This window comes from Pseudomonas sp. FSL L8-0168 (assembly GCF_037976155.1).
Lineage (GTDB): Bacteria > Pseudomonadota > Gammaproteobacteria > Pseudomonadales > Pseudomonadaceae > Aquipseudomonas > Aquipseudomonas paracarnis.
Genome location: NZ_CP150262.1, coordinates 1,680,855 through 1,702,413 on the forward strand (window position 1 = coordinate 1,680,855; position 21,559 = coordinate 1,702,413).

General features: G+C 58.7%; 18 protein-coding genes. 4 read left to right on the plus strand and 14 right to left on the minus strand.

All coding sequences use genetic code 11. From position 1 onward, the window contains the following. The first annotated feature begins 5 nt into the window (after positions 1–5). Positions 6–1,226 (plus strand): beta-ketoacyl-ACP synthase I, encoded by a 1,221-nt coding sequence (fabB, locus tag MHH62_RS07100; protein ID WP_003190033.1) that lies wholly within the window; start codon positions 6–8, stop codon positions 1,224–1,226. Positions 1,227–1,411: 185 nt separating this feature from the next. Here the strand turns inward: fabB and MHH62_RS07105 are convergent, their stop codons facing one another. Next, positions 1,412–3,037: a methyl-accepting chemotaxis protein gene (locus MHH62_RS07105; RefSeq protein ID WP_014717743.1), complete on the minus strand. Its 1,626-nt coding sequence runs from the start codon at positions 3,035–3,037 to the stop codon at positions 1,412–1,414. Between the two features lie 96 nt (positions 3,038–3,133). Then, entirely contained in the window at positions 3,134–4,156 is a 1,023-nt protein-coding gene (locus MHH62_RS07110; protein ID WP_032872068.1) for an amidohydrolase family protein, read from the minus strand. Positions 4,157–4,295: 139 nt separating this feature from the next. Here MHH62_RS07110 and MHH62_RS07115 point away from each other — a divergent pair, with 139 nt between their 5' ends. Then, a complete protein-coding gene (locus MHH62_RS07115; protein WP_014717741.1) occupies positions 4,296–4,712 on the plus strand; it encodes an OsmC family protein in 417 nt (138 codons plus the stop codon). A gap of 62 nt (positions 4,713–4,774) precedes the next feature. Then, positions 4,775–5,641: a pirin family protein gene (locus tag MHH62_RS07120; protein WP_020301699.1), complete on the plus strand. Its 867-nt coding sequence runs from the start codon at positions 4,775–4,777 to the stop codon at positions 5,639–5,641. A 99-nt stretch (positions 5,642–5,740) separates the two neighbouring features. On the opposite strand, the gene MHH62_RS07125 is transcribed toward MHH62_RS07120, so the two are convergent. The 4 genes from MHH62_RS07125 to MHH62_RS07140 all read right to left on the minus strand — a co-directional run bounded on the left by MHH62_RS07125 (position 5,741) and on the right by MHH62_RS07140 (position 9,455). Continuing rightward, a complete protein-coding gene (locus tag MHH62_RS07125; protein ID WP_102666806.1) occupies positions 5,741–6,469 on the minus strand; it encodes a dienelactone hydrolase family protein in 729 nt (242 codons plus the stop codon). A 66-nt stretch (positions 6,470–6,535) separates the two neighbouring features. Then, positions 6,536–8,440 carry a molecular chaperone HtpG gene (htpG, locus tag MHH62_RS07130; RefSeq protein WP_014717738.1) on the minus strand — a complete coding sequence of 635 codons (1,905 nt, stop codon included), beginning with the start codon at positions 8,438–8,440 and terminating at the stop codon, positions 6,536–6,538. 89 nt (positions 8,441–8,529) lie between these two features. Beyond that, positions 8,530–8,982 (minus strand): PaaI family thioesterase, encoded by a 453-nt coding sequence (locus MHH62_RS07135; RefSeq protein ID WP_339232740.1) that lies wholly within the window; start codon positions 8,980–8,982, stop codon positions 8,530–8,532. Then, entirely contained in the window at positions 8,979–9,455 is a 477-nt protein-coding gene (locus MHH62_RS07140; protein WP_339232741.1) for a PaaI family thioesterase, read from the minus strand. Before MHH62_RS07140 ends, MHH62_RS07135 begins: the two co-directional genes overlap by 4 nt. Positions 9,456–9,612: 157 nt before the next feature. Here MHH62_RS07140 and MHH62_RS07145 point away from each other — a divergent pair, with 157 nt between their 5' ends. Then, entirely contained in the window at positions 9,613–9,870 is a 258-nt protein-coding gene (locus MHH62_RS07145; RefSeq protein ID WP_003190018.1) for a hypothetical protein, read from the plus strand. Positions 9,871–9,955: 85 nt separating this feature from the next. Here MHH62_RS07145 and MHH62_RS07150 read toward each other — a convergent pair whose 3' ends face one another. The 8 genes from MHH62_RS07150 to MHH62_RS07185 all read right to left on the minus strand — a co-directional run bounded on the left by MHH62_RS07150 (position 9,956) and on the right by MHH62_RS07185 (position 21,549). Beyond that, on the minus strand, positions 9,956–10,696 hold the full coding sequence (locus tag MHH62_RS07150) for a DUF599 family protein (RefSeq protein ID WP_019816707.1): 741 nt from the start codon (positions 10,694–10,696) through the stop codon (positions 9,956–9,958). A 256-nt stretch (positions 10,697–10,952) separates the two neighbouring features. After that, positions 10,953–12,266 (minus strand): branched-chain amino acid transport system II carrier protein, encoded by a 1,314-nt coding sequence (gene brnQ / locus MHH62_RS07155; protein WP_003190014.1) that lies wholly within the window; start codon positions 12,264–12,266, stop codon positions 10,953–10,955. Positions 12,267–12,694: 428 nt separating this feature from the next. Beyond that, entirely contained in the window at positions 12,695–13,576 is an 882-nt protein-coding gene (gene sucD / locus MHH62_RS07160) for a succinate--CoA ligase subunit alpha (protein ID WP_003190013.1), read from the minus strand. Further along, positions 13,576–14,742, minus strand: coding sequence for an ADP-forming succinate--CoA ligase subunit beta (gene sucC / locus MHH62_RS07165; protein WP_003190011.1), 1,167 nt, complete (start codon positions 14,740–14,742; stop codon positions 13,576–13,578). The genes sucD and sucC overlap by 1 nt, the downstream gene beginning before the upstream one ends. A gap of 204 nt (positions 14,743–14,946) precedes the next feature. Next, positions 14,947–16,383: a dihydrolipoyl dehydrogenase gene (gene lpdA, locus MHH62_RS07170; protein ID WP_014717733.1), complete on the minus strand. Its 1,437-nt coding sequence runs from the start codon at positions 16,381–16,383 to the stop codon at positions 14,947–14,949. Between the two features lie 99 nt (positions 16,384–16,482). Continuing rightward, entirely contained in the window at positions 16,483–17,706 is a 1,224-nt protein-coding gene (gene odhB / locus MHH62_RS07175; protein ID WP_014717732.1) for a 2-oxoglutarate dehydrogenase complex dihydrolipoyllysine-residue succinyltransferase, read from the minus strand. 44 nt (positions 17,707–17,750) lie between these two features. Beyond that, the gene (locus tag MHH62_RS07180) at positions 17,751–20,582 is read right to left on the minus strand and encodes a 2-oxoglutarate dehydrogenase E1 component (protein ID WP_014717731.1); all 2,832 of its coding nucleotides are present in this window, start codon (positions 20,580–20,582) and stop codon (positions 17,751–17,753) included. A gap of 262 nt (positions 20,583–20,844) precedes the next feature. Beyond that, positions 20,845–21,549, minus strand: coding sequence for a succinate dehydrogenase iron-sulfur subunit (locus MHH62_RS07185; RefSeq protein ID WP_003172807.1), 705 nt, complete (start codon positions 21,547–21,549; stop codon positions 20,845–20,847). Positions 21,550–21,559: the final 10 nt, after the last annotated feature.

Here is a 21,559-nt window from a genome sequence, read left to right on the forward strand (position 1 = left end):
TCCGCATGCGCCGCGTCGTTATCACTGGTCTGGGCATCGTTTCTTGCCTGGGCAATGACAAAGAGACCGTCACCGCTAACCTGCGTGCAAGTCGCCCTGGCATCCGCTTCAACCCGGAATATGCCGAAATGGGTCTGCGTAGCCAGGTTTCCGGCTCCATTGACCTGCCCCTCGAAGAACTGATCGATCGCAAGATCTATCGCTTCGTCGGCCACGCTGCCGCCTACGCCTACCTGGCCATGAAAGACGCGATCGCGGACTCCGGCTTGAGCGAAGACCAGGTTTCGAACGTACGCACCGGCCTGATCGCCGGCTCCGGCGGCGCATCGACCCTCAACCAGATGGAAGCGCTGGATATCCTGCGCGAAAAAGGCGTGAAGCGCGTCGGCCCTTACCGTGTCACGCGGACCATGGGCAGCACCGTTTCCGCTTGCCTGGCTACGCCATTCCAGATCAAGGGCGTGAACTACTCGATCTCCTCCGCATGCGCCACCAGCGCCCACTGCATCGGGACTGCCGTTGAGCAGATCCAACTGGGCAAGCAGGACATCGTATTTGCCGGCGGCGGTGAAGAAGAGCATTGGAGCCAGTCGTTCCTGTTCGACGCCATGGGTGCATTGTCCACCCAGTACAACGAAACCCCAGAAAAAGCCTCCCGCGCTTACGACGCCAAGCGTGACGGTTTCGTCATCGCCGGCGGTGGTGGCATGGTGGTGGTCGAGGAGCTGGAACACGCCCTGGCCCGTGGCGCGAAGATCTACGCGGAAATCGTTGGCTATGGCGCGACGTCCGACGGCTACGACATGGTTGCGCCAAGCGGTGAAGGCGCCATCCGCTGCATGCAGATGGCAATGTCCACCGTCGACACCCCAATCGACTACCTGAACACCCACGGCACCTCGACCCCGGTCGGCGATGCCAAGGAAATGGAAGGCGTGCGTGCGGTATTTGGCGACAAGGCTCCGAAAATCAGCTCCACCAAGAGCCTGTCGGGTCACTCCCTGGGCGCCGCTGGCGTTCACGAAGCGATCTATTGCCTGCTGATGATGGAAGGCAACTTCATGGCCGGCTCGGCCAACATCGACGAGATTGATCCGGTTGTGGCCGATATGCCGATCCTGACCAAGACCGTTGAAAACGCCAAGATCGACACCGTGATGAGCAACAGCTTTGGTTTTGGTGGCACCAATGCCACCTTGGTACTCAAGCGCTGGCAGGGCAAGTAAGCCCGCAGGTTGATCACACGAAAAAGCCCCGACTGGTTCGGGGCTTTTTTTTGCGTTTGATTTGAAACCGCGTCGCCTTCATCGCAGGCAAGCCAGCTCCCACATTCGACCGTGCTCACCTTGAAGAAACGCGGTCCAGTGTGGGAGCTGGCTTGCCTGCGATTGGGCCAACCCGGTTCCCCGCCCTACACCGAAAACCGCGCCACCATCGAATTCAGATCCACCGCCAACCGCGACAACTCCTGGCTCGCTGCACTGGTCTGATTGGCCCCGGTCGATGTCTGGTGCGCCAGGTCGCGGATATTCATCAAGTTACGATCCACCTCCCGCGCCACCGCCGCCTGCTGCTCCGAGGCACTGGCGATCACCAGGTTGCGTTCGTTGATCAAGGTGAATGCCGAGGCAATCTCTTCCAGGGCCATGCCCGCCGATTTGGCGATCTCCAGTGTGGAGCGCGCCCGAGTATTGCTCTGCTGCATCGAGCTGACAGCCTGGTCGGTGCCCTGCTGAATCCCGCTGATCATCTGCTCGATTTCCTGGGTCGACTGTTGCGTGCGATGGGCCAAGGCCCGCACTTCATCGGCTACCACCGCAAACCCGCGCCCGGCATCCCCCGCTCGCGCCGCTTCAATCGCCGCGTTCAGTGCCAGCAAGTTGGTTTGCTCGGCAATCGAGCGAATCACATCCAGCACTGTGCTGATGCCATAGACCTTTTGCGCCAGCGCTTCGACCTGGGTCACATTGGCGGTCACATCGGTGGCGAGGGCTTCAATCGAGACCACCGTCTGCTGCACCTGTTCACGCCCTTGCTGGGCAATACGGTCGGATTCGCGAGACGCCTGGGACGTGGCCACGGCATTGCTCGCCACCTCCTCCACCGCCACCGTCATCTGATTGACGGCCGTGGCCGCCTGTTCGATTTCCTGGTTCTGCTGGTGCAAGCCACGGGTCGCATCCTCGGTGACGCAACTGAGCTCTTCGGAAGCCGACGCCAATTGGTTCGATGATTCTGATATGCGCCGGATAGTGTCGCGCAAGCTCTCCTGCATACGCTTGAGCGCCTGTTGCAAGCGCGCTGGCTCGTCGCTGCCACTGAGCCTGATGTCGCCCGTCAAGTCGCCACTGGCAACGCCCTGGGCCACTTTCAACGACTGTGCCAACGGCAGCACGATGCTGCGTGTCAGCCACACCGCCAGGCCAATCGTGATCAACGCCGTGACGCCAATCATGACCATCACCCAGACCCGCGACTGGCTGAACACCTGCTGTGCCAGCCGGGCGGCCTCGTTGGCGCTGGACTTGTTCAGATTGACCAACTCACGCAGCGTCACGGCCATCTGGTCGGCCATCTGATTCATTTCGCCATTGACCACCGCAATGGCGTCCTCCAGCCGATTAGCCTTGGATAAGCCCACCACCTGCTCCTGGCGTTGCAGGTACTGCTGCTCCTCGACCTTGAAGCGATCAAACAGCACCCGCTCCTCAGGCAAGACGATCAATGCCTCGTACACGCCTTCAGCGTGATGCAAGCCGGTTTTGATCTCGGCGATTTTCTGCTCGTTCTGCGCCACCGCCTGGGGGTCGCGGTTGACCAGCAAGCGCAACGTCAGCGCCCGAATGCGCAACACATCCTGATTCATCTCCCCCACCGCCATGACGCTGGGCAGCCAGTTGGTCTCCACCTGGTCCGACTGCTGGCGCATATTAGCCATCTGCAACAGGGCAAAGCCGCCCAAGACGAACACCATCAACGCCAGCACACCAAAGCCCAGGCCGGCGCGAGGGGCGATATTCAAACTGCGGATATTCATGCCAGGGTTCCTTCCAAAAGTACTGCATCCACCTGCAGCGGGTCTCTTGGACGTTATCGGCACCTCAGGTCATGAGCATAAGATCAAAACGCGATATCAACGCGCGTCGCCATCGCGATGCGGCTTGGGCAGGATGGCGAGGAAGTTGTCGCGCGCAACCTTGTGGGCAACGTCTTCGGGCAACGCATCGAGGAAAGGATCGAAACGGCGCATCTCCTTGCCCAACTTATTGAAGCGCCCCACAACATCGGAGCCGAGCATGAAGCGATCCGGGAAGCGCTCCACCAGCGCAACCCATTGCGGCCGTGGCTTGCCGGCGTCATCCAGCAGATAGGGCGTGAGCATGCTCCAGGACAGGTCGATATACAGGTTGGGGTACGCCTCAAGCAGGCGCGTCAGGGTAGGCAACAAAAAGTCCATCTGCACCTGATGACGGTGAATTTCCTTGCTGGTACCGGCATGGGCCCAGATAAAACGCGTGTGCGGGTGGTTGCGTAACGGCTGCTCGACTTCCGCTAGGTACAGTGGGTTGCGCTCACGTTTGGAGGTAATGTTGGAATGCAGCATCACCGGCAGGTCGTTTTCGGCCGCCAGGTGGTAGATGCGCGTCATGGCTTCGTTATTGGCACGCGGCGTGTCGCCGGAAGTCAGCGCGGTGAGGTCATCATGGCGGGTAAACACTTCACCGATGCCCTGCCACAGCCCAGGGTTGAGGTCGAGCATGCGCTGGATGTGGGCGGCGGAGTTCTTGTCGTTGGGATTGAAACCGGCGAGGAACGGGTGAAAGTGCTGGCGTTGCGCAGGAGAAAGTTTATTCACTGCCGCCGCGACGATCACATCCGTGGCGCTGTACCAATAAGCATCGGCGTCGTCACCGGCGTAATAGCGCGGACGCTTGGGCTCGTCTTCGTGCCATTTCTTGGCCACGGGAATCCCGGAAATCATGACGTGCTCAATGCGGTTGTCCGCCATGGCCTTGAGCAGCTTGTCCATGCCGGCGCTCTCCTGAAAGAAATCCACGTAATGCAGGTGCGCGTCGCTGTAGGCATAGTCACGGGCCTGCGCGGCAAGGCTGCTGATGGCAAGCAACAAGGCAAGACTCAGGCGGGTTCCAGACACGGTAAAACCTCAATATGGGCTGATACGGGTAGACCTTGCGCCAGCCTTCAGGGTTCAGCATGGAAAAAACCGGAACACTGGAGTGCCAGCATGCTCTATAACTGCATGACCTTCATCCTGCGCCCTTATGAGGTTTGCCATGCCTGTTACCGTCAATACGCTGAACGCTGAAAACTTTCGTCACAGCGTGAATATCAATAATCACGAGCTGTTTACCGACCTGCCCAAGAGCCTGGGCGGTGACGATTCGGCGCCCTCCCCCCACGATTATTTCGATGCTGCGCTGGCGTCGTGCAAAGCTTTGACCGTGAGGCTCTACGCGCAGAAAAAAGCTATCCCGCTGACCGGCGTGACCGTGGAGGTCACTCACGACAGCGCCGAAGAGCAAAAGGGTAAATACAAGCTCAACGTCAAGCTGACCCTCAAGGGCGTACTCACCGACGCCCAGCGCGATGAACTGCACCGCGTCGCCGATAAATGCCCGGTACATAAGCTGATGACCACTGCCGAAGTCACTATCGAGACAAAATTGTCGGAAGGTGCCTTCAGCCAATAGCCCCACCTTCCCATCGAGCGGGTTATGCTCAAAGCATCTAACCCGCTCAGACTGGGATGCCCATGACCACTCTCACCGTGATTCGCCCTCGCCCCGAAGATGTAGAAGGCCAACCTATCCTGCGGCCCCTGCCCTCGCGTGAATGCCGCAGCGTCGGGCCCTTTGTGTTTTTCGACCACATGCTGCCGACCCGCTACGCACCGGGTAACGGCATGAATATCCGCCAGCATCCCCATATCGGCCTGTCCACCCTTACTTACCTGTTTGAAGGCGTCTTGCAGCATAAAGACAGCCTTGGCTCGGACCAGGTGGTGCAAGCCGGCGATGTCAGCTGGATGACCGCCGGCAGCGCGATTGCCCACGTCGAGCGCACACCTGAAGCGGTCAAGGCCAGTGGCTTCAACCTGCATGGCCTGCAGGTATGGCTGGCCTCGCCCAAGGACCACGAGACCGGGCCGGGACACTACAGCCATCACCCTGCGGCGAGCTTGCCGAAAAGCGATAACCTCGGCGTGCAGGTGCGTTTGATCGCCGGTGATGGTTTTTGCCTCAGGTCACCGGTGCCGGTACTGTCGCCGACGCTGTATGCCGAGGTACAGATGCAAACCGCCACCACCCTGTTGATTCCTGATGAACATGAGGAACGTGCGGTGTATGTGCTGGAGGGTGAGGTGCAGTTGGACGGTGAAGCCCTGGAGGTGAACAGCTTGGTGGTATTGCCGACTGGGCAGGAGATGACCCTGTATGCCGAGAGTGATTGCCACCTGATGGTATTTGGCGGGGCGCCGCTGGATGGGCCACGGCGGATCAACTGGAATTTTGTGGCGAGTGATCCGGCGGTGATCGAGCAGGCGAGACAGCGTTGGGCGGCTGGGGATTGGCCCACTGTGCCGGGGGAGTCAGAAAGAATCGAGTTGCCTGTGAAATAGCTATCGCAGGCAAGCCAGCTCCCACATTTGATGGGTATACACATTTTAGAATGTAGGAGCTGGCTTGCCTGCGATGGCGTCCGATCAGGCGCTGAGGAATCAGCCCTTGAACACTTCATCCAACAAGTTATGCATCGACTGGAAAGCCCGCGCAGCGGTCTTGGCGTCGTACATCATCTTGCCTGGCACATTGGCATGGGGGTCGGTGAAGGAATGCACCGCACCGCCGTAGCTCAGCAACTGCCAATCCACACCCGCCGCGTTCATTTCATCTTCGAACGCCGGCAGTTGCTCTTGGGGCACCAACGGGTCCGAGGCGCCATGCAGCACCAGCACTGACCCCTTGATGTTCTTCGCATCCGCCGGGTTCGGTGTATCCAGGGTGCCATGGAACGACACGGCAGCCTTCAGCGGCGCGCCGGTACGGGCCAGCTCCAGGGAGCAGCAACCGCCAAAGCAGAAGCCGAAGGTGGCCAGTTTCGAGGTGTCCACTGCTGCCTCAGTCTGGCCTTGCAGTTGCTCTAACGCTGCTTGCATGCGCTTGTTCAGCAACGGGCGATCATTCTTCAACGGCATCATCGCCGCGCCCGCTTCATCGCCATTTGAAGGACGTACGTTTTGCCCGTAGAGGTCGGCAATCAACACCACGTAGCCTTTGCCGGCAACGGCCTTCGCGATCTCTTCGGCCCCCACACTCACCCCCATCCAGTTCGGCGCCATCAGCAGTCCCGGCAACGGGCCCTTGTGGCTGGCATCGAACGCCAGACGGCTTTCATAAGACTGGCCATCAATCTGATAGACCACGGAACGTACAGTGACTTGGCTCATGATTCACTCCAGTTGAGGTGCGCACAAACGAAAAAACCCGCCGAAGCGGGTTTTTCTACAACGGTGTTAAACCGACAATTCAACCAACAGCTTGTTCAGTCGGCGCACATACGCGGCCGGGTCCTTCAAGCTGTCGCCGGCTGCCAGGGCGGCCTGGTCGAAGAGGATGTGCGACAGGTCACCAAACCGCTCTTCGCTCTGCTCGCCATCGAGTTTCTCGATCAGCGGGTGAGACGGGTTGAATTCGAAGATCGGCTTGGAATCCGGCACTTTCTGGCCGCTGGCTTCCAGGATCTGGCGCATCTGCATGCCCAGGTCCTGCTCGCCGATGGCCAGGATCGCAGGAGAGTCGGTCAAGCGGTGGGAAACCCGCACTTCACTCACCGCTTCGCCCAGGGAAGCCTTGATGCGCTCAACCAGGCCCTCTTTGGACTTGGCGACTTCTTCGGCTTCCTTCTTCTCTTCTTCGGAGTCCAGGTTCCCCAGGTCCAGGTCACCACGGGCCACGTCGACGAAGGTTTTGCCGTCGAACTCGGTGAGGTAGCTCATCAGCCACTCATCGATACGGTCGGTCAGCAGCAGCACTTCGATGCCTTTCTTGCGGAAGACTTCCAGGTGCGGGCTGTTCTTGACCTGGGCGTAGGTTTCGCCGGTCAGGTAGTAGATCTTGTCCTGACCTTCCTTGGCACGTGCCAGGTAGTCAGCCAGGGACACAACCTGCTCGCCGTCTTCACCCTGAGTCGAGGCAAAACGCAGCAAACCGGCGATTTTTTCCTTGTTGGCAAAATCTTCCGCCGGGCCTTCTTTCATGACCTGGCCGAAGTTTTTCCAGAAGCTCTTGTATTGCTCAGGCTCGTTCTTCGCCAGCTTTTCCAGCATGTCGAGTACGCGCTTGGTGAGCGCCGACTTCATGGAGTCGATGATCGGGTCTTTCTGCAGGATTTCCCGCGACACGTTCAGCGACAGGTCGTTGGAGTCGACCACACCTTTGATAAAGCGCAGGTACAGCGGCAGGAAGGATTCCGCCTGGTCCATTACGAACACGCGCTGCACGTACAGCTTCAGGCCTTTTGGCGCTTCACGCTGGTACAGGTCGAACGGAGCACGGGCCGGTACGTAGAGCAGCGAGCTGTATTCGAGCTTGCCTTCAACCTTGTTGTGGCTCCAGCTCAGCGGGTTCTCGTAGTCGTGGCCGATGTGCTTGTAGAACTCCTGGTATTCCTCGTCCTTGATCTCGGTACGCGGACGGGTCCACAGGGCGCTGGCGCGGTTGACGGTTTCCCACTCCACCGCCGGGGCTTCTTCGCCTTCGGCAACGGTCTGTTCCTTGGGCAACTCGATCGGCAACGCGATGTGGTCGGAGTACTTCTTGATGATGTTGCGCAGGCGCCAGCCATCGGCGAATTCATCTTCACCGGCTTTCAGGTGCAGCACGATGCGCGTGCCACGGTCAGCCTTGTCGATCGTGGCGATTTCAAATTCGCCCTCGCCCTTGGAAGCCCAGTGCACGCCTTCGCTGGCGTCAAGGCCGGCGCGGCGGCTGAAGACTTCAACCTTGTCGGCGACGATGAAGGCCGAATAGAAGCCCACGCCGAATTGGCCGATCAGGTGAGAGTCTTTTTTCTGGTCGCCCGACAGGTTCTTCATGAAATCTGCGGTGCCGGACTTGGCGATGGTCCCCAGGTGGGTGATCGCATCGTCACGGCTCATGCCGATACCGTTGTCTTCGAGGGTGACGGTCTTGGCGTCTTTGTCGTAGCTCACACGGATCTTGAGTTCCGCGCCGCCTTCCAGCAACTCGGGCTTGGACAGGGCTTCGAAACGTAATTTATCGACAGCGTCAGAGGCGTTCGAGATCAATTCGCGAAGGAAAATTTCCTTGTTGGAATACAGCGAATGGATCATGAGGTGCAGCAGTTGCTTCACCTCGGTCTGGAAGCCCAGGGTTTCCTTTTGAGTTTCCACACTCATGGTCATCAAACTCCAATTGGATGGCAGTGGCCGCGCCCTTGAGGGTTGGCGGCGGGTTGTCATCAAAGTTGGGGACTAAGACCAGGATTTCAAGGGCGAACCAATTCCTCAATTTTGAAATGTGCCCGGGCAGTGGCAATCGGTTCGGCCGGCGTGCTCTGCCAGGCGGTAATCGCCACGTTGGCCACGCGCCGGCCCTGGCGCCATACCTGGCACTTGGCATAGGTGTCACGAAACTGGCCGGCGCGCAGGTAATCCAGGGAGAAGTCGATGATTTTCGGCAGGCCCGGAGCGCCCGTAAACACCATCAGGTGCAGGGCGGCTGCCAACTCCATGAAGCCGGCGATCACCCCGCCATGCAGCGCCGGCAATATGGGGTTACCAATATTGTCCTGGTTGGCCGGCAGGCGAAACAGCAACTCATCCCCCAGCCGGGTGCATTCGATGCCGATCAACCTGGCATAAGGCACCAACTCGAGCAGCGCGTCACAGTCGCCACGATCGAGGGCTTGCTCCAGACGGGTCTTGAACCGATGCGTCATGCCTGCTCTCCCTTGATGACCGTGCCCAAGCCTTGGGTGCCTTTGAGGCGCTTGCCCATGCGCATGAATGTGCCCACCACATGGGCGATAGGTTGTTGCGGGTCATCCTGATAGGCAACGCCACGGGTGAAGATCACGTCGGTGGTCACCCGGTAGCATTGCGCGAAGCCATACACCGGCTTATGGGGTTCGGCGGGATGCATGTAGTCGATACGCAGGTCCAGGGTGGGGCACACCTCGAACTCGGGCAGTACGCACAGGGTTGCCATGCCGCACGCGGTGTCCATCAATGAGGTCAGCGCGCCGCCGTGGATCACCCCGCTCAGGGGGTCACCGACGATATGCGGCCCATAAGGCAGTACGAGGGTCATGCCCTCCTCGCTGGCTTCATGCACCGTCACGCCCAGCACCTGGCAATGGCGCAGGGCCGAAACGAAGCGCACGGCACGCTCTAACAAAGGGTTTTCGGTCATTGTTTTTAGACTCTTATTAGTGTGAATTCGGCGGATTGGAATGACTGGGTAAAGTTCCTGTACGAAACATGCTATATATCTGTGGGACATAAGGAACTAATGCTGGCCCCTTGGGTTCGAAAGGCCAGTAGATATCTTCAATAAGGAGAAACACCCCATGCGTAAGACATTAGCTATTTCCATGATGCTGGCCGCTGCTCTCGGTCTGGCTGCCTGCGACAAGAAATCCGAAGACAAAGCCCAAGATGCCGCTGCACACTCTGAGCAAGCACAGCAAGACATGGCTAAAGCACAGGATAAAGTGAACGACGCTGCGAAAGAAAACGCTGAAGCTGCCAAAGCTCAGGCCGAATCGAACGAAGCTGCTGCAAAAGAAGCTGCACCTGCCGCACCTGCAGAACCTGCCAAGCAGTAATCGCAGGGTTTAAAGCAGTATTGCAGCAAAAGAAAGCCCGCTGATTAAAGCGGGCTTTTTCTTTGTCTGCGATTTGCTTGCAGCGCTACTGTGCGCCGTCTTTTACAACGTCGGCTCCCGGCATATCGGTCGGGGTATACACCATCACCTGCAATACATCGGAATGGAACTCGCGGCGGTACAGCACCAGCACCACCCCGCTACTCATCAACATGAACAACCAGGGGCTGACAAACCAGGCCAGCATGGTCATGCCGAAGTAATAGGCGCGCAGGCCAAAGTTGAACTGGTTGGCCGCCATCGAAATCACTCGCGCCGCCCGCAAAGCAAACGCCTTGCGCTCCTGCTCTGACACGTGCCGTTCACCGATCATGGGCGCCGAGCCCACCAGCACCGCCGCGAAGTTGTACTGGCGCATGCACCAGCTGAAGGTGAAAAAGGCATAGACGAACACCAGTGCCAGGCACAGCAATTTGATCTCCGACATGCCCTGGGATGCCTGCTGCACCATGGGAATGTCCGCCAGCAGTGACACTGCGCGTTCCGAAGCCCCCAGCACCGTGAGAATACCGGCGAGGATGATCAAGGTGCTGGAGGCAAAGAACGAGGCATTGCGCTCCAGGTTACCGATCACACTGGCGTCGGCGATACGGTTGTCGCGCAGCAGCATGCGGCGCATCCAGTCTTCACGGTACAGGTGCAACACACTGGCCAGGCACGCCGTGTCCCGGGCTTTCCACGTTGCGTAACGGGTGTAGCCGCCCCAGCAGATGACAAACCAGAGTGCGGCGATCAAATGGATCCAATTGACTTCAACGAACGACATGCAGGTCCTTGTACACAGGATGATAGGGCCGACACAGTCCAAATGTGGGAGCTGGCTTGCCTGCGATAGCGTCTTTGCAGTCACCACCGCGCACAACCGATGTGCCGCCATCGCAGGCAAGCCAGCTCCCACACCGACCAGTGTTTTCAACTTGAGATTTTTGACGCCATTCCCAAAAAAAAGACACTGCCAGCGACTCAAAAAAAATGCCCCGTATCGTTTGATACGGGGCATTTCAGTAGAGCTCAACTGCGCGTTACGCGATGGCTTCGCTGCGCTTGCCCAGCATACGGTCAATCACCACGGCCACGACCAGCGTCATCACCGACGGCACCAGCCACGCCAGGCCTTGTTCGCTCAACGGCAGGTTTACCAGTTGCGTAGGCATCCAACCCGCCAGGCCCGCACCCTTGAGTGCGTCGATGCAGCCAAAGATGAACGACACCAGCATCACCGGGCCGACAATACGGCCCTGTTCCTGCCAGAACCCTTTGCAGAAGCTCAAGGCCACCAACACGATGCATGGCGGGTAGATCGCGGTCAGCACCGGGATAGAGAAGGCAATGAGTTTGGTCAAGCCCAGGTTGGACACAAACAGCGAGAACAGTGCCAGGATCACCACCAGGGTCTTGTAGGACAGCGGCAGGATCTTGCTGAAGTACTCGGCGCAGGCACAGGTCAGGCCCACGGCGGTCACCAGGCATGCCAGGGAAATCAGCACGGCGAGGAAACCACTGCCCAGGGAGCCGAACGTGTATTGCACATAGGCGTGCAGTACCGCCGCGCCATTGCTGGCACCCGCGGCCACGGCATGGCTGCCCGAACCCAGGCGAAACAGGCTGACGTACACCAGTGCCAGGCCCACGCCGGCAATCAGCCCGGCAATGATCGCGTAGCGGGTGATCAGCTTGGGTGACTCGACGCCACGGGAGCGAATCGCGTTGACGATCACGATGCCGAACACCAGGGCGCCCAGGGTATCCATGGTCAGGTAACCATTGATAAAGCCTTGGGAGAACGGCGCGGCAACGTATTCCGGCGTGGCAACCCCCACCTCACCGGCGGGCAAGGCAAACGCAGCGATGCCGAGAATAGCCAGGGCGATGATTTTCAGCGGCGCCAGGAAACGGCCCACGGTGTCCAGCAGTCGACCTGGGTACAGGGAGACAAAAAACACCACCAGGAAATACACCGAGCTGTAGAGGAACAGTGCCAACGGGCTCTCACCGGTCAAGGGCGCCAGGCCCACTTCAAACGATACTGTTGCGGTGCGCGGGGTCGCAAAAAGCGGGCCCACTGCCAGGTAGGCCGCTGCCGCCAGCAGGCCACCGGCGATCTTGCCAATCGGGCTGCTCAGCGCATCCATGCCACCACCGACCTTGGCCAGGGCGATCACAGTGACCACCGGCAAACCGACCGCGGTGATCAGAAAGCCCAGCGCCGCCATCCACACATGCGGCCCGGACTGCAAACCAACGATAGGCGGGAAGATGATGTTGCCGGCGCCCACGAACAGGGCAAAGGTCATAAAGCCCAGCGCCAGGATATCCTGGCTTTTCAACACTTTCATTTGAGGAAATACCACACTACTGAATCGGAATTTAGAGAGGGCTTCCCTATGGATGAGGGAAATGCTGCCGGCCCTTGTGGGGACCGACCGGTCTAGCGCGCAGCTTCCTTTTGGGACGCGGACGCATAAAGAGGCGGCTAGAGTACAGAATTAGGCTGACAAACGCACTGTTGCGGGGCGGACTGTCCGATAAGCGACATTTCAATGTCGCGTTTTCATACTTAATTGGGCAATACAGAACCCTGTGGGCGCTGGCTTGCCTGCGATGGCATCGACTCGGTTTGGCTGATGCACCCAGTTGTCTGTATCGCAGGCAAGCCAGCTCCCACATTGAACCGAGCACATTCGTCAATCTGGCTATATCCAGAAAGCACAAAGGCCACCCGAAGGTGGCCTTTGTGTGGTGAAGCGTCAGCTAAGCGCGAGGCTTACTTGACAGCCCAACCGGTCAGCTCGGCCAGGGCCTTGCCGATGTCTGCCAGCGAACGCACGGTTTTAACGCCTGCGTCTTGCAGTGCAGCGAATTTCTCGTCTGCAGTGCCTTTGCCGCCAGAGATGATTGCGCCAGCATGGCCCATGCGCTTGCCCGCAGGGGCAGTCACACCAGCGATGTAGGAAACAACCGGCTTGGTCACGTGTGCCTTGATGTAGGCAGCCGCTTCTTCTTCAGCCGAACCGCCGATCTCACCGATCATTACGATCGCTTCGGTCTTCGGGTCTTCCTGGAACAGCTTCAGGATGTCGATGAAGTTGGAGCCTGGGATCGGGTCACCGCCGATGCCGACGCAAGTCGACTGACCGAAACCGGCGTCAGTGGTCTGCTTGACAGCTTCATAGGTCAGGGTGCCGGAACGGGAAACGATACCGACTTTACCTGGCAAGTGAATGTGACCTGGCATGATGCCGATCTTGCATTCGCCTGGGGTGATCACGCCTGGGCAGTTAGGGCCGATCAGGACTACGCCCAGTTCGTCGCACTTAACTTTAGCGTCCAGCATGTCCAGGGTAGGAATGCCTTCGGTGATGCAGACGATCAGCTTGATGCCGCCGAATGCCGCTTCCAGGATCGAGTCCTTGCAGAAAGGAGCTGGAACGTAGATCACGCTGGCGGTGGCGCCAGTGGCTTCTACTGCTTCTTTCACGGTGTTGAACACGGGCAGGCCCAGGTGCTCGGTGCCGCCTTTGCCTGGAGTTACGCCGCCAACCATCTGGGTGCCGTATTCGATGGCTTGCTGGGTGTGGAAACTACCTTGCGAACCGGTAATACCCTGGCAGATAACTTTGGTGTCTTTATTGATCAGGACGCTCATTACTTGCCCTCCGCAGCTTTGACAACTTGTTGAGCAGCGTCGGTCAGGCTGGTAGCCGCGATGATGTTCAAACCGCTTTCTGCCAGTACTTTAGCGCCCAGTTCAGCGTTGTTACCTTCAAGGCGAACAACAACCGGGATTTTAACGCCGACTTCTTTCACTGCACCGATGATGCCTTCGGCAATCATGTCGCAACGAACGATGCCGCCGAAGATGTTGACCAGTACTGCAGCGACGTTGGAGTCGGACAGGATGATCTTGAACGCTTCGGTAACGCGTTCCTTGGTAGCGCCACCACCTACGTCGAGGAAGTTGGCTGGCTTGCCGCCATGCAGGTTGACGATGTCCATGGTACCCATGGCCAGGCCGGCACCGTTGACCATGCAGCCGATGTTGCCTTCCAGGGCTACGTAGTTCAGTTCGAACTTGGCAGCGTGCGCTTCGCGCGGATCGTCTTGCGACGGATCGTGGAAAGTCTTCAGCTTAGGCTGACGGTACATGGCGTTGGCGTCGATGTTGATCTTGGCATCGAGGCAGTGCAGATCGCCGTCAGCCTTGATCACCAGCGGGTTCACTTCCAGCAGGGCCAGATCGTGATCCTGGAACAGTTTGGCCAGACCTACGAAGATCTTGGCGAACTGGGCAACTTGCTTGCCTTCCAGGCCCAGCTGGAAAGCCAGTTCACGACCCTGGAATGGCTGAGCGCCAACCAGTGGATCGATAGTGGCCTTCAGAATTTTTTCTGGGGTTTCGTGAGCAATTTTCTCGATGTCCACGCCACCTTCGGTGGAAGCCATGAACACGATGCGACGGCTCGAACGGTCAACGACAGCGCCCAGGTACAGCTCTTTAGCGATATCAGTGCACGATTCAACCAGGATCTTGGTGACTGGTTGGCCATTGGCATCAGTCTGGTAAGTCACCAGACGCTTGCCCAGCCACTGCTGTGCGAAGGCCTTGGCGTCTTCTTTGCTGCGAACCAGCTTGACGCCGCCCGCTTTACCGCGACCACCGGCGTGGACCTGGGCTTTGACAACCCACTCGCTGCCGCCGATTTTGTCGCAAGCTTCTGCTGCTGCTTCCGGGGTGTCTACTGCGTAGCCCTTGGAAACTGGCAGGCCGTATTCAGCGAACAGCTGCTTACCCTGATACTCGTGAAGATTCATGCTTTTTACCGTCTTCGTTAGGTACTGCGCATTCGGCGCTGCGCTCATTATGAGTGCCGCGCCACCTGTGACTGCTGCTCGCGCAACTTGCGGGGCTTATGGCCCGTAAAGCTGCGCAAGGCTGCGTCCAGCGGATATTCCGCGGTGAGTCTTGCGCGCAAGGCTCACGACGGGCAACTCCGCCGTGGTTTCTTATTATCTCGCTTAGCGCTTCTTCTTGTTGGCAATGTGGATGGCGCCGCCATTCACTGCCAACGCAGCTTCGTGCAGCGCTTCGGACAGGGTCGGATGGGAGAAGACCATCATGCCCAAGTCCTCGGCACTGGTGCCGAATTCCATGCCGATCGCGCCTTGCTGAACCAGTTCTGCAGCGCTTGGGCCAATCACGTGGACGCCCAATACGCGGTCAGTCTTGGCATCAGCGATGACTTTGACAAAACCACCGGTGTCGTTGGCTGCCATGGCACGGCCAGAAGCGGCAAACGGGAAGGTGCCGACGTTAACTTCAACGCCTTCAGCTTTCAACTGCTGTTCGTTCTTGCCGACCCATGCAATTTCCGGGTGGGTGTAGATAACCGATGGGATCAGGTCGTAGTTCATCTGGGTCTTGTGACCCTTGATGCGCTCGACCACCATGATGCCTTCTTCGGAAGCCTTGTGGGCCAGCATCATGCCACGAACCACGTCACCAATGGCATACACGCCAGGCACAGTGGTAGCGCAATGATCGTCAACGTGGATGAAACCACGCTCGTCGATGTTCACGCCGCTGTCGGAAGCCAGCAAGTCGTTGGTCACTGGGCGGCGGCCCACGGCGACGATCAGCTTGTCGAAAGTGATGGTCTGCTCGCCGTCTTTATCGGTGTAGGTCACCACGACTTCTTCGCCGTTGACCTTGGAACCGGTAACACGGGCGCCAAGCTTGATGTCCAGACCTTGTTTGGTCAGGGTTTTCAGCGCTTCCTTGGACACCGCGGTGTCGGCAGCCAGCAGGAATGTATCCAGGGCTTCCAGTACGGTGACTTGAGCACCCAGGCGGGACCATACCGAACCCAGTTCCAAACCGATCACGCCGGCGCCGATGACGCCCAGACGCTTAGGCACAGCTTGGAATTCCAGGGCGCCGGTCGAATCAACGATCACGTTGTTATCAACAGGAGCAGGCGGAATGTCGATTGGACGCGAGCCGGGTGCCAGGATCACGTTTTCGGCTTCGATGACTTCAACCGAACCGTCTGGCTTGGTGACTTCAACTTTCTTGCCGGCCAGCAGTTTGCCGTGGCCTTGAATGGAAGTCACGCCGTTGGCCTTGAACAAGGTGGCAACGCCGGAAGTCAGGCCTTTGACGATGTTGGCTTTACGGCCGACCATTGCGGGTACGTCCATGGTCACGCCAGCATGGTTGATGCCGTGGATCGCAAAGCCGTCTTGGGCTTCGTGGAATTTCCAGGAGCTGTCCAGCAGCGCCTTGGACGGAATGCAACCCACGTTCAGGCAAGTACCGCCCAGCGCCAGTTTGCCTTCCTTGTCGGTGTATTTTTCGATGCAAGCAGTGGACAGGCCCAGTTGCGCAGCCTTGATGGCGGCAACATAGCCGCCAGGGCCTGCACCAATCACTACAACGTCAAATTTCTGTGTCATGAAAATAGATCCTCTATTTGCGACAAGCTTCTAGTCACACGTTGCAAGCCAAGCTGCTTTTTCCTACAGCTTGTAGCTCGCAACGTGCAACTGCTTCTATCAGATGTCCAGGAGCAGGCGAGCCGGGTCTTCCAGCAGGTTCTTGATGGTCACCAGGAACGTCACGGCTTCTTTACCGTCGATCAGGCGGTGATCGTAAGACAGTGCCAGGTACATCATTGGGCGGATCACGACTTGGCCGTTGATGGCCATCGGACGCTGGATGATGTTGTGCATGCCCAGGATCGCGGCCTGCGGTGGGTTGACGATCGGCGTCGACATCATCGAACCGAAGGTACCACCGTTGGTGATGGTGAAGGTACCGCCGGTCATCTCGTCGATGGTCAGCTTGCCGTCACGGGCTTTCTTGCCGAAGCCAGCGATGCCGCCTTCGATTTCGGCCAGGCTCATCAGCTCGGCGTTACGCAGGACTGGAACCACCAGGCCGCGGTCGCTGGAGACGGCAACGCCGATATCCGAGTAGCCGTGGTAAACGATGTCGCCGCCGTCGATCGAAGCGTTGACTGCCGGGAAGCGCTTCAGCGCTTCGGTGGCCGCTTTCACGAAGAACGACATGAAGCCCAGGCGCACGCCGTTGTGGGACTTCTCGAACAGGTCCTTGTACTTCGAACGCAGGGCCATGACTTCGGTCATGTCGACTTCGTTGAAGGTGGTCAGCATCGCCATGTTCGACTGAGCTTCAACCAGGCGCTTGGCCACGGTGGCACGTACACGAGTCATCGGTACGCGCTTCTCGGTGCGGTCGCCAGCGGCAAACACAGGCGCAGCGGCAGCAGGCGCTGCAGCCTTGGCAGGTGCGGCAGCCGGAGCGTTCTTCTTGGCTTCAACTGCGGCAACCACGTCTTCCTTGGTCACACGGCCATCTTTGCCGGTGCCCTTGATGGAAGCCAGGTTGATGCCGTTTTCCTCAGCCAGTTGACGCGCAGCCGGTGCAGCGATTGGATCTTCGCCACCCGCAGCCGGTGCGGCAGGCGCAGAAGCAGCCGGTGCAGCAGCGGCAGGAGCAGGAGCAGCGGCAGCAGCGCTGCCCTCTTCGATCGAGCCCAGTACCTGGTTCGACAGAACAGTAGCGCCCTCTTCAGCAACGATTGCGCCCAGCACGCCGTCAGCTTCGGCCAACACTTCCAGAACGACTTTGTCGGTCTCGATGTCGACGATCAGGTCGTCACGCTTGACGGCCTCGCCTGGTTTCTTGTGCCAGGTGGCAACGGTGCCATCGGCAACCGATTCCGGGAATGACGGGGCTTTGATTTCGATAGCCATTATCTGTAGGTCCTTAAAATTCGGTTTCAGTCAGCGCGAAGGCGTTAAACAGTGAAAGCATCTTGCAGCAGTTTTTCCTGCTGCTCGGCGTGCATCGACGCGTAACCACAGGCAGGTGCAGCAGAAGCATCACGACCGGCGTACTCAAGGACCAAAGCCTTGTTGTGGTTGCCGATGCTGCGACGCAGATGATGCTGGCTGCTGTACCAGGCGCCCTGGTTCATCGGTTCTTCCTGACACCACACTACGTTCGTGAGGTTGGTGTAAGGCGCGATGATCTCCATGAGGTCATCTTCCGGGAACGGATAAAGCTGCTCGATACGCACGATGGCGATGTCTTCGCGGCCTTCGGCACGGCGTTTTTCCAACAGATCGTAGTAGACCTTGCCGCTGCACAGGATCAGACGAGTGACCTTGGCGGCGTCCAGCGTATCGATCTCTGGAATCACGGTCTGGAACGAACCTTGGGCCAGATCTTCCAGGGTCGAAACGGCCAGCTTGTGACGCAACAGCGACTTCGGCGTCAGTACCACCAGCGGCTTGCGCAGCGGACGGATCACCTGGCGACGCAGCAAGTGGTAGATCTGCGCCGGGGTCGTCGGCACGCACACCTGAATGTTGTGCTCGGCGCACAATTGCAGGTAACGCTCCAGACGGGCCGAGGAGTGCTCAGGGCCCTGACCTTCATAACCGTGTGGCAGCAGCATGGTCAGACCGCACAGACGGCCCCACTTGTGCTCGCCGCTGGTGATGAACTGGTCGATAACCACCTGGGCACCGTTGGCGAAGTCGCCGAACTGGGCTTCCCAGATCACCAGCGCGTTCGGCGTGGTGGTCGAGTAACCGTATTCGAACGCCAGTACGGCTTCTTCGGACAGGAACGAATCGTACAGGTCGAAACGTGGCTGGCCTTCGTACAGGTTCTGCAACGGGATGTAGGTGCCCGCGTCTTTCTGGTTGTGCAATACAGCATGACGGTGCGAGAACGTACCGCGGCCGATGTCCTGGCCGGTCATGCGGATCGGGTGACCTTCGAACGCCAGGGTCGCGTACGCCATGGTTTCGGCGTAACCCCAGTTGATCGGCAGGCCACCGGCTTGCATCTTCTGACGGTCTTCGTAGATCTTCGCAACCTGGCGCTGTACGACGAAGCCTTCGGGAATTTCCAGCAGCTTGGCGGACAGTTCCTGCAACGTCTTCAAATCGAACGAGGTATCGTGACGTGCAGTCCAGGTGTGACCCAGGTATGGGCGCCAGTCAACGAACAGCTCTTTGTTCGGCTCCTTGACCAGGCTTTTCACTACATGCAGGCCGTTGTCCAGCGCGTTGCGGTATTCGTCGACTTTCGCCTGAACACGCGCATCGTCAACCACGCCGGCCTTGGTCAGGCTTTCGGCGTACAGCTCACGGGTGGTGCGCTGCTTGGTGATCTGCTGGTACATCAACGGCTGGGTGCCGCTTGGCTCGTCCGCTTCGTTGTGACCGCGACGGCGGTAGCAAACCAGGTCGATGACCACGTCACGCTTGAACTGCATGCGGTAGTCGACAGCCAGCTGGGTGACGAACAGCACGGCTTCCGGATCATCGCCATTCACATGGAGGATCGGCGCCTGGATCATCTTGGCAACGTCGGTGGCGTACTCGGTGGAACGCGCGTCCAACGGGTTGCTGATGGTGAAGCCCACCTGGTTGTTGATGACGATGTGAACGGTACCACCGGTCTTGAAGCCGCGAGTCTGCGACATCTGGAACGTTTCCAGGACCACGCCTTGACCGGCGAATGCCGCGTCACCGTGGATGGAAATCGGCAGAACCTTCTCACCGGTGGAATCGTTACGACGATCCTGGCGAGCACGTACCGAACCCTCGACCACTGGCGAAACGATTTCCAGGTGGGAGGGGTTGAATGCCATGGCCAGGTGAACTTCACCGCCGGTGGTCATCACGTTGGACGAGAAGCCCTGGTGGTATTTAACGTCACCGGAACCCAGCTCGACCTTCTTCTTGCCTTCGAACTCGTCGAACAGCTCACGCGGGTTCTTGCCGAAGGTGTTGACCAACACGTTCAGGCGACCACGGTGAGCCATGCCGATCACGATTTCCTTGGTGCCATAGGAACCGGAACGCTGGATCAGTTCGTCGAGCATCGGAATCAGGCTTTCGCCGCCTTCCAGGCCGAAACGTTTGGTGCCTGGGTATTTGGTGCCCAGGTATTTCTCGAGGCCTTCGGCCGCGGTCACGCGCTCCAGCAGGTGGCCGCGCACATCGGCGGACAATACCGGACGGCCACGCACGCCTTCCAGGCGGTGCTGGAACCACTGGCGCTGCTCGGAATCGGTGATGTGCGTAAATTCAGCGCCGATGGTGCGGCAATATGTCTGCTGCAACGCTTCGTGAATTTCGCGTAGGCTCGCTTCCTCTTTGCCGATGAACAGGTCGCCGGCACGGAAGGTCGTATCAAGATCGGCATTGGTCAAGCCGTAATGATTGATCGACAGGTCTGCAGGTGCAGGACGCTGCCACAGCCCCAGCGGGTCAAGCTGGGCTGCCTGGTGGCCACGCATACGGTAGGCCTGGATCAGTCGCAGTACTTCAACTTGCTTCTTCTCATGCTCACTGCTCACGCTGCCGGCGGAAACCGGTTGGGCGCGGCGCTGGTTCTTTGCCAGCAGCACGAACTGATCGCGAATTGTTGCGTGCGATACATCGGTGGCAGCGTTGCCGTCTGAAGACAACGTCTGAAATTTGGTGCGCCATTCTTCTGGCACAGCGTTAGGGTCGTGCAGGTAGAGCTCATAAAGCTCTTCCACATAGGCAGCGTTACCACCTGAAAGATAGCCGCTGTTCCACATGCGCTGCATCACGCTTTCTTGCATGCTTGGTCACCCTCGATTTGGGGACACCACCGGCGAAAACACCGAGTTTGCTTGCAAAAGGCCAAGTGCAGCGACCAAAACAAGCCACTTAGGATCACGCTGATAGTTCGGGTACCAACCCGAATGCCCCTGCTTGTCTCATTTCTTCAAAATAAGAGCCGCGGCTTTGTAAGTCGCTGCTCAAGTTAAAACTACGGCGCCGGTTGAAGCCTGCGCCGCAGCATTTACGGGCACAACGGTCCTGCTTTTACTACAACGTCAGTTACACGCCGCTCTGCAGCAGCATGTTACGGATGTGACCAATGGCCTTAGTCGGGTTCAGGCCTTTAGGACATACGTTGACGCAGTTCATGATCCCGCGGCAGCGGAATACGCTGAAGGGGTCATCCAGCGAAGCCAGACGCTCGGACGTCTTGGTATCACGGCTGTCTGCCAGGAAGCGGTAGGCTTGCAGCAGCGCAGCTGGACCCAGGAACTTGTCCGGGTTCCACCAGAAGGACGGGCAGGATGTCGAGCAGCAAGCGCACAGGATGCACTCGTACAGGCCATCGAGCTTTTCACGTTCTTCCGGGGACTGCAGACGCTCGATGGCCGGAGCCGGCGTGTCGTTCTGCAGGAACGGCTTAACTTTCTCGTATTGCTTGTAGAAGATGCTCATATCGACGACCAGGTCACGGATAACCGGCAAACCTGGCAGTGGACGAACGATCAGCTTGTTGCCTTTGACCACGGCGGACAGCGGCGTGATGCACGCCAAGCCGTTTTTGCCGTTGATGTTCATGCCGTCGGAACCGCACACACCTTCACGGCAAGAGCGACGATAGGAGAAACCCTCGTCCTGCTCTTTGATCAGTGCCAGTACATCCAGCACCATCAGGTCTTTACCACCGGTATCGACCTGGAACTCCTGCATGAACGGCGCAGCGTCCTGATCAGGGTTGTAGCGATAAACACTGACTTTCAACATGGCAGCCACC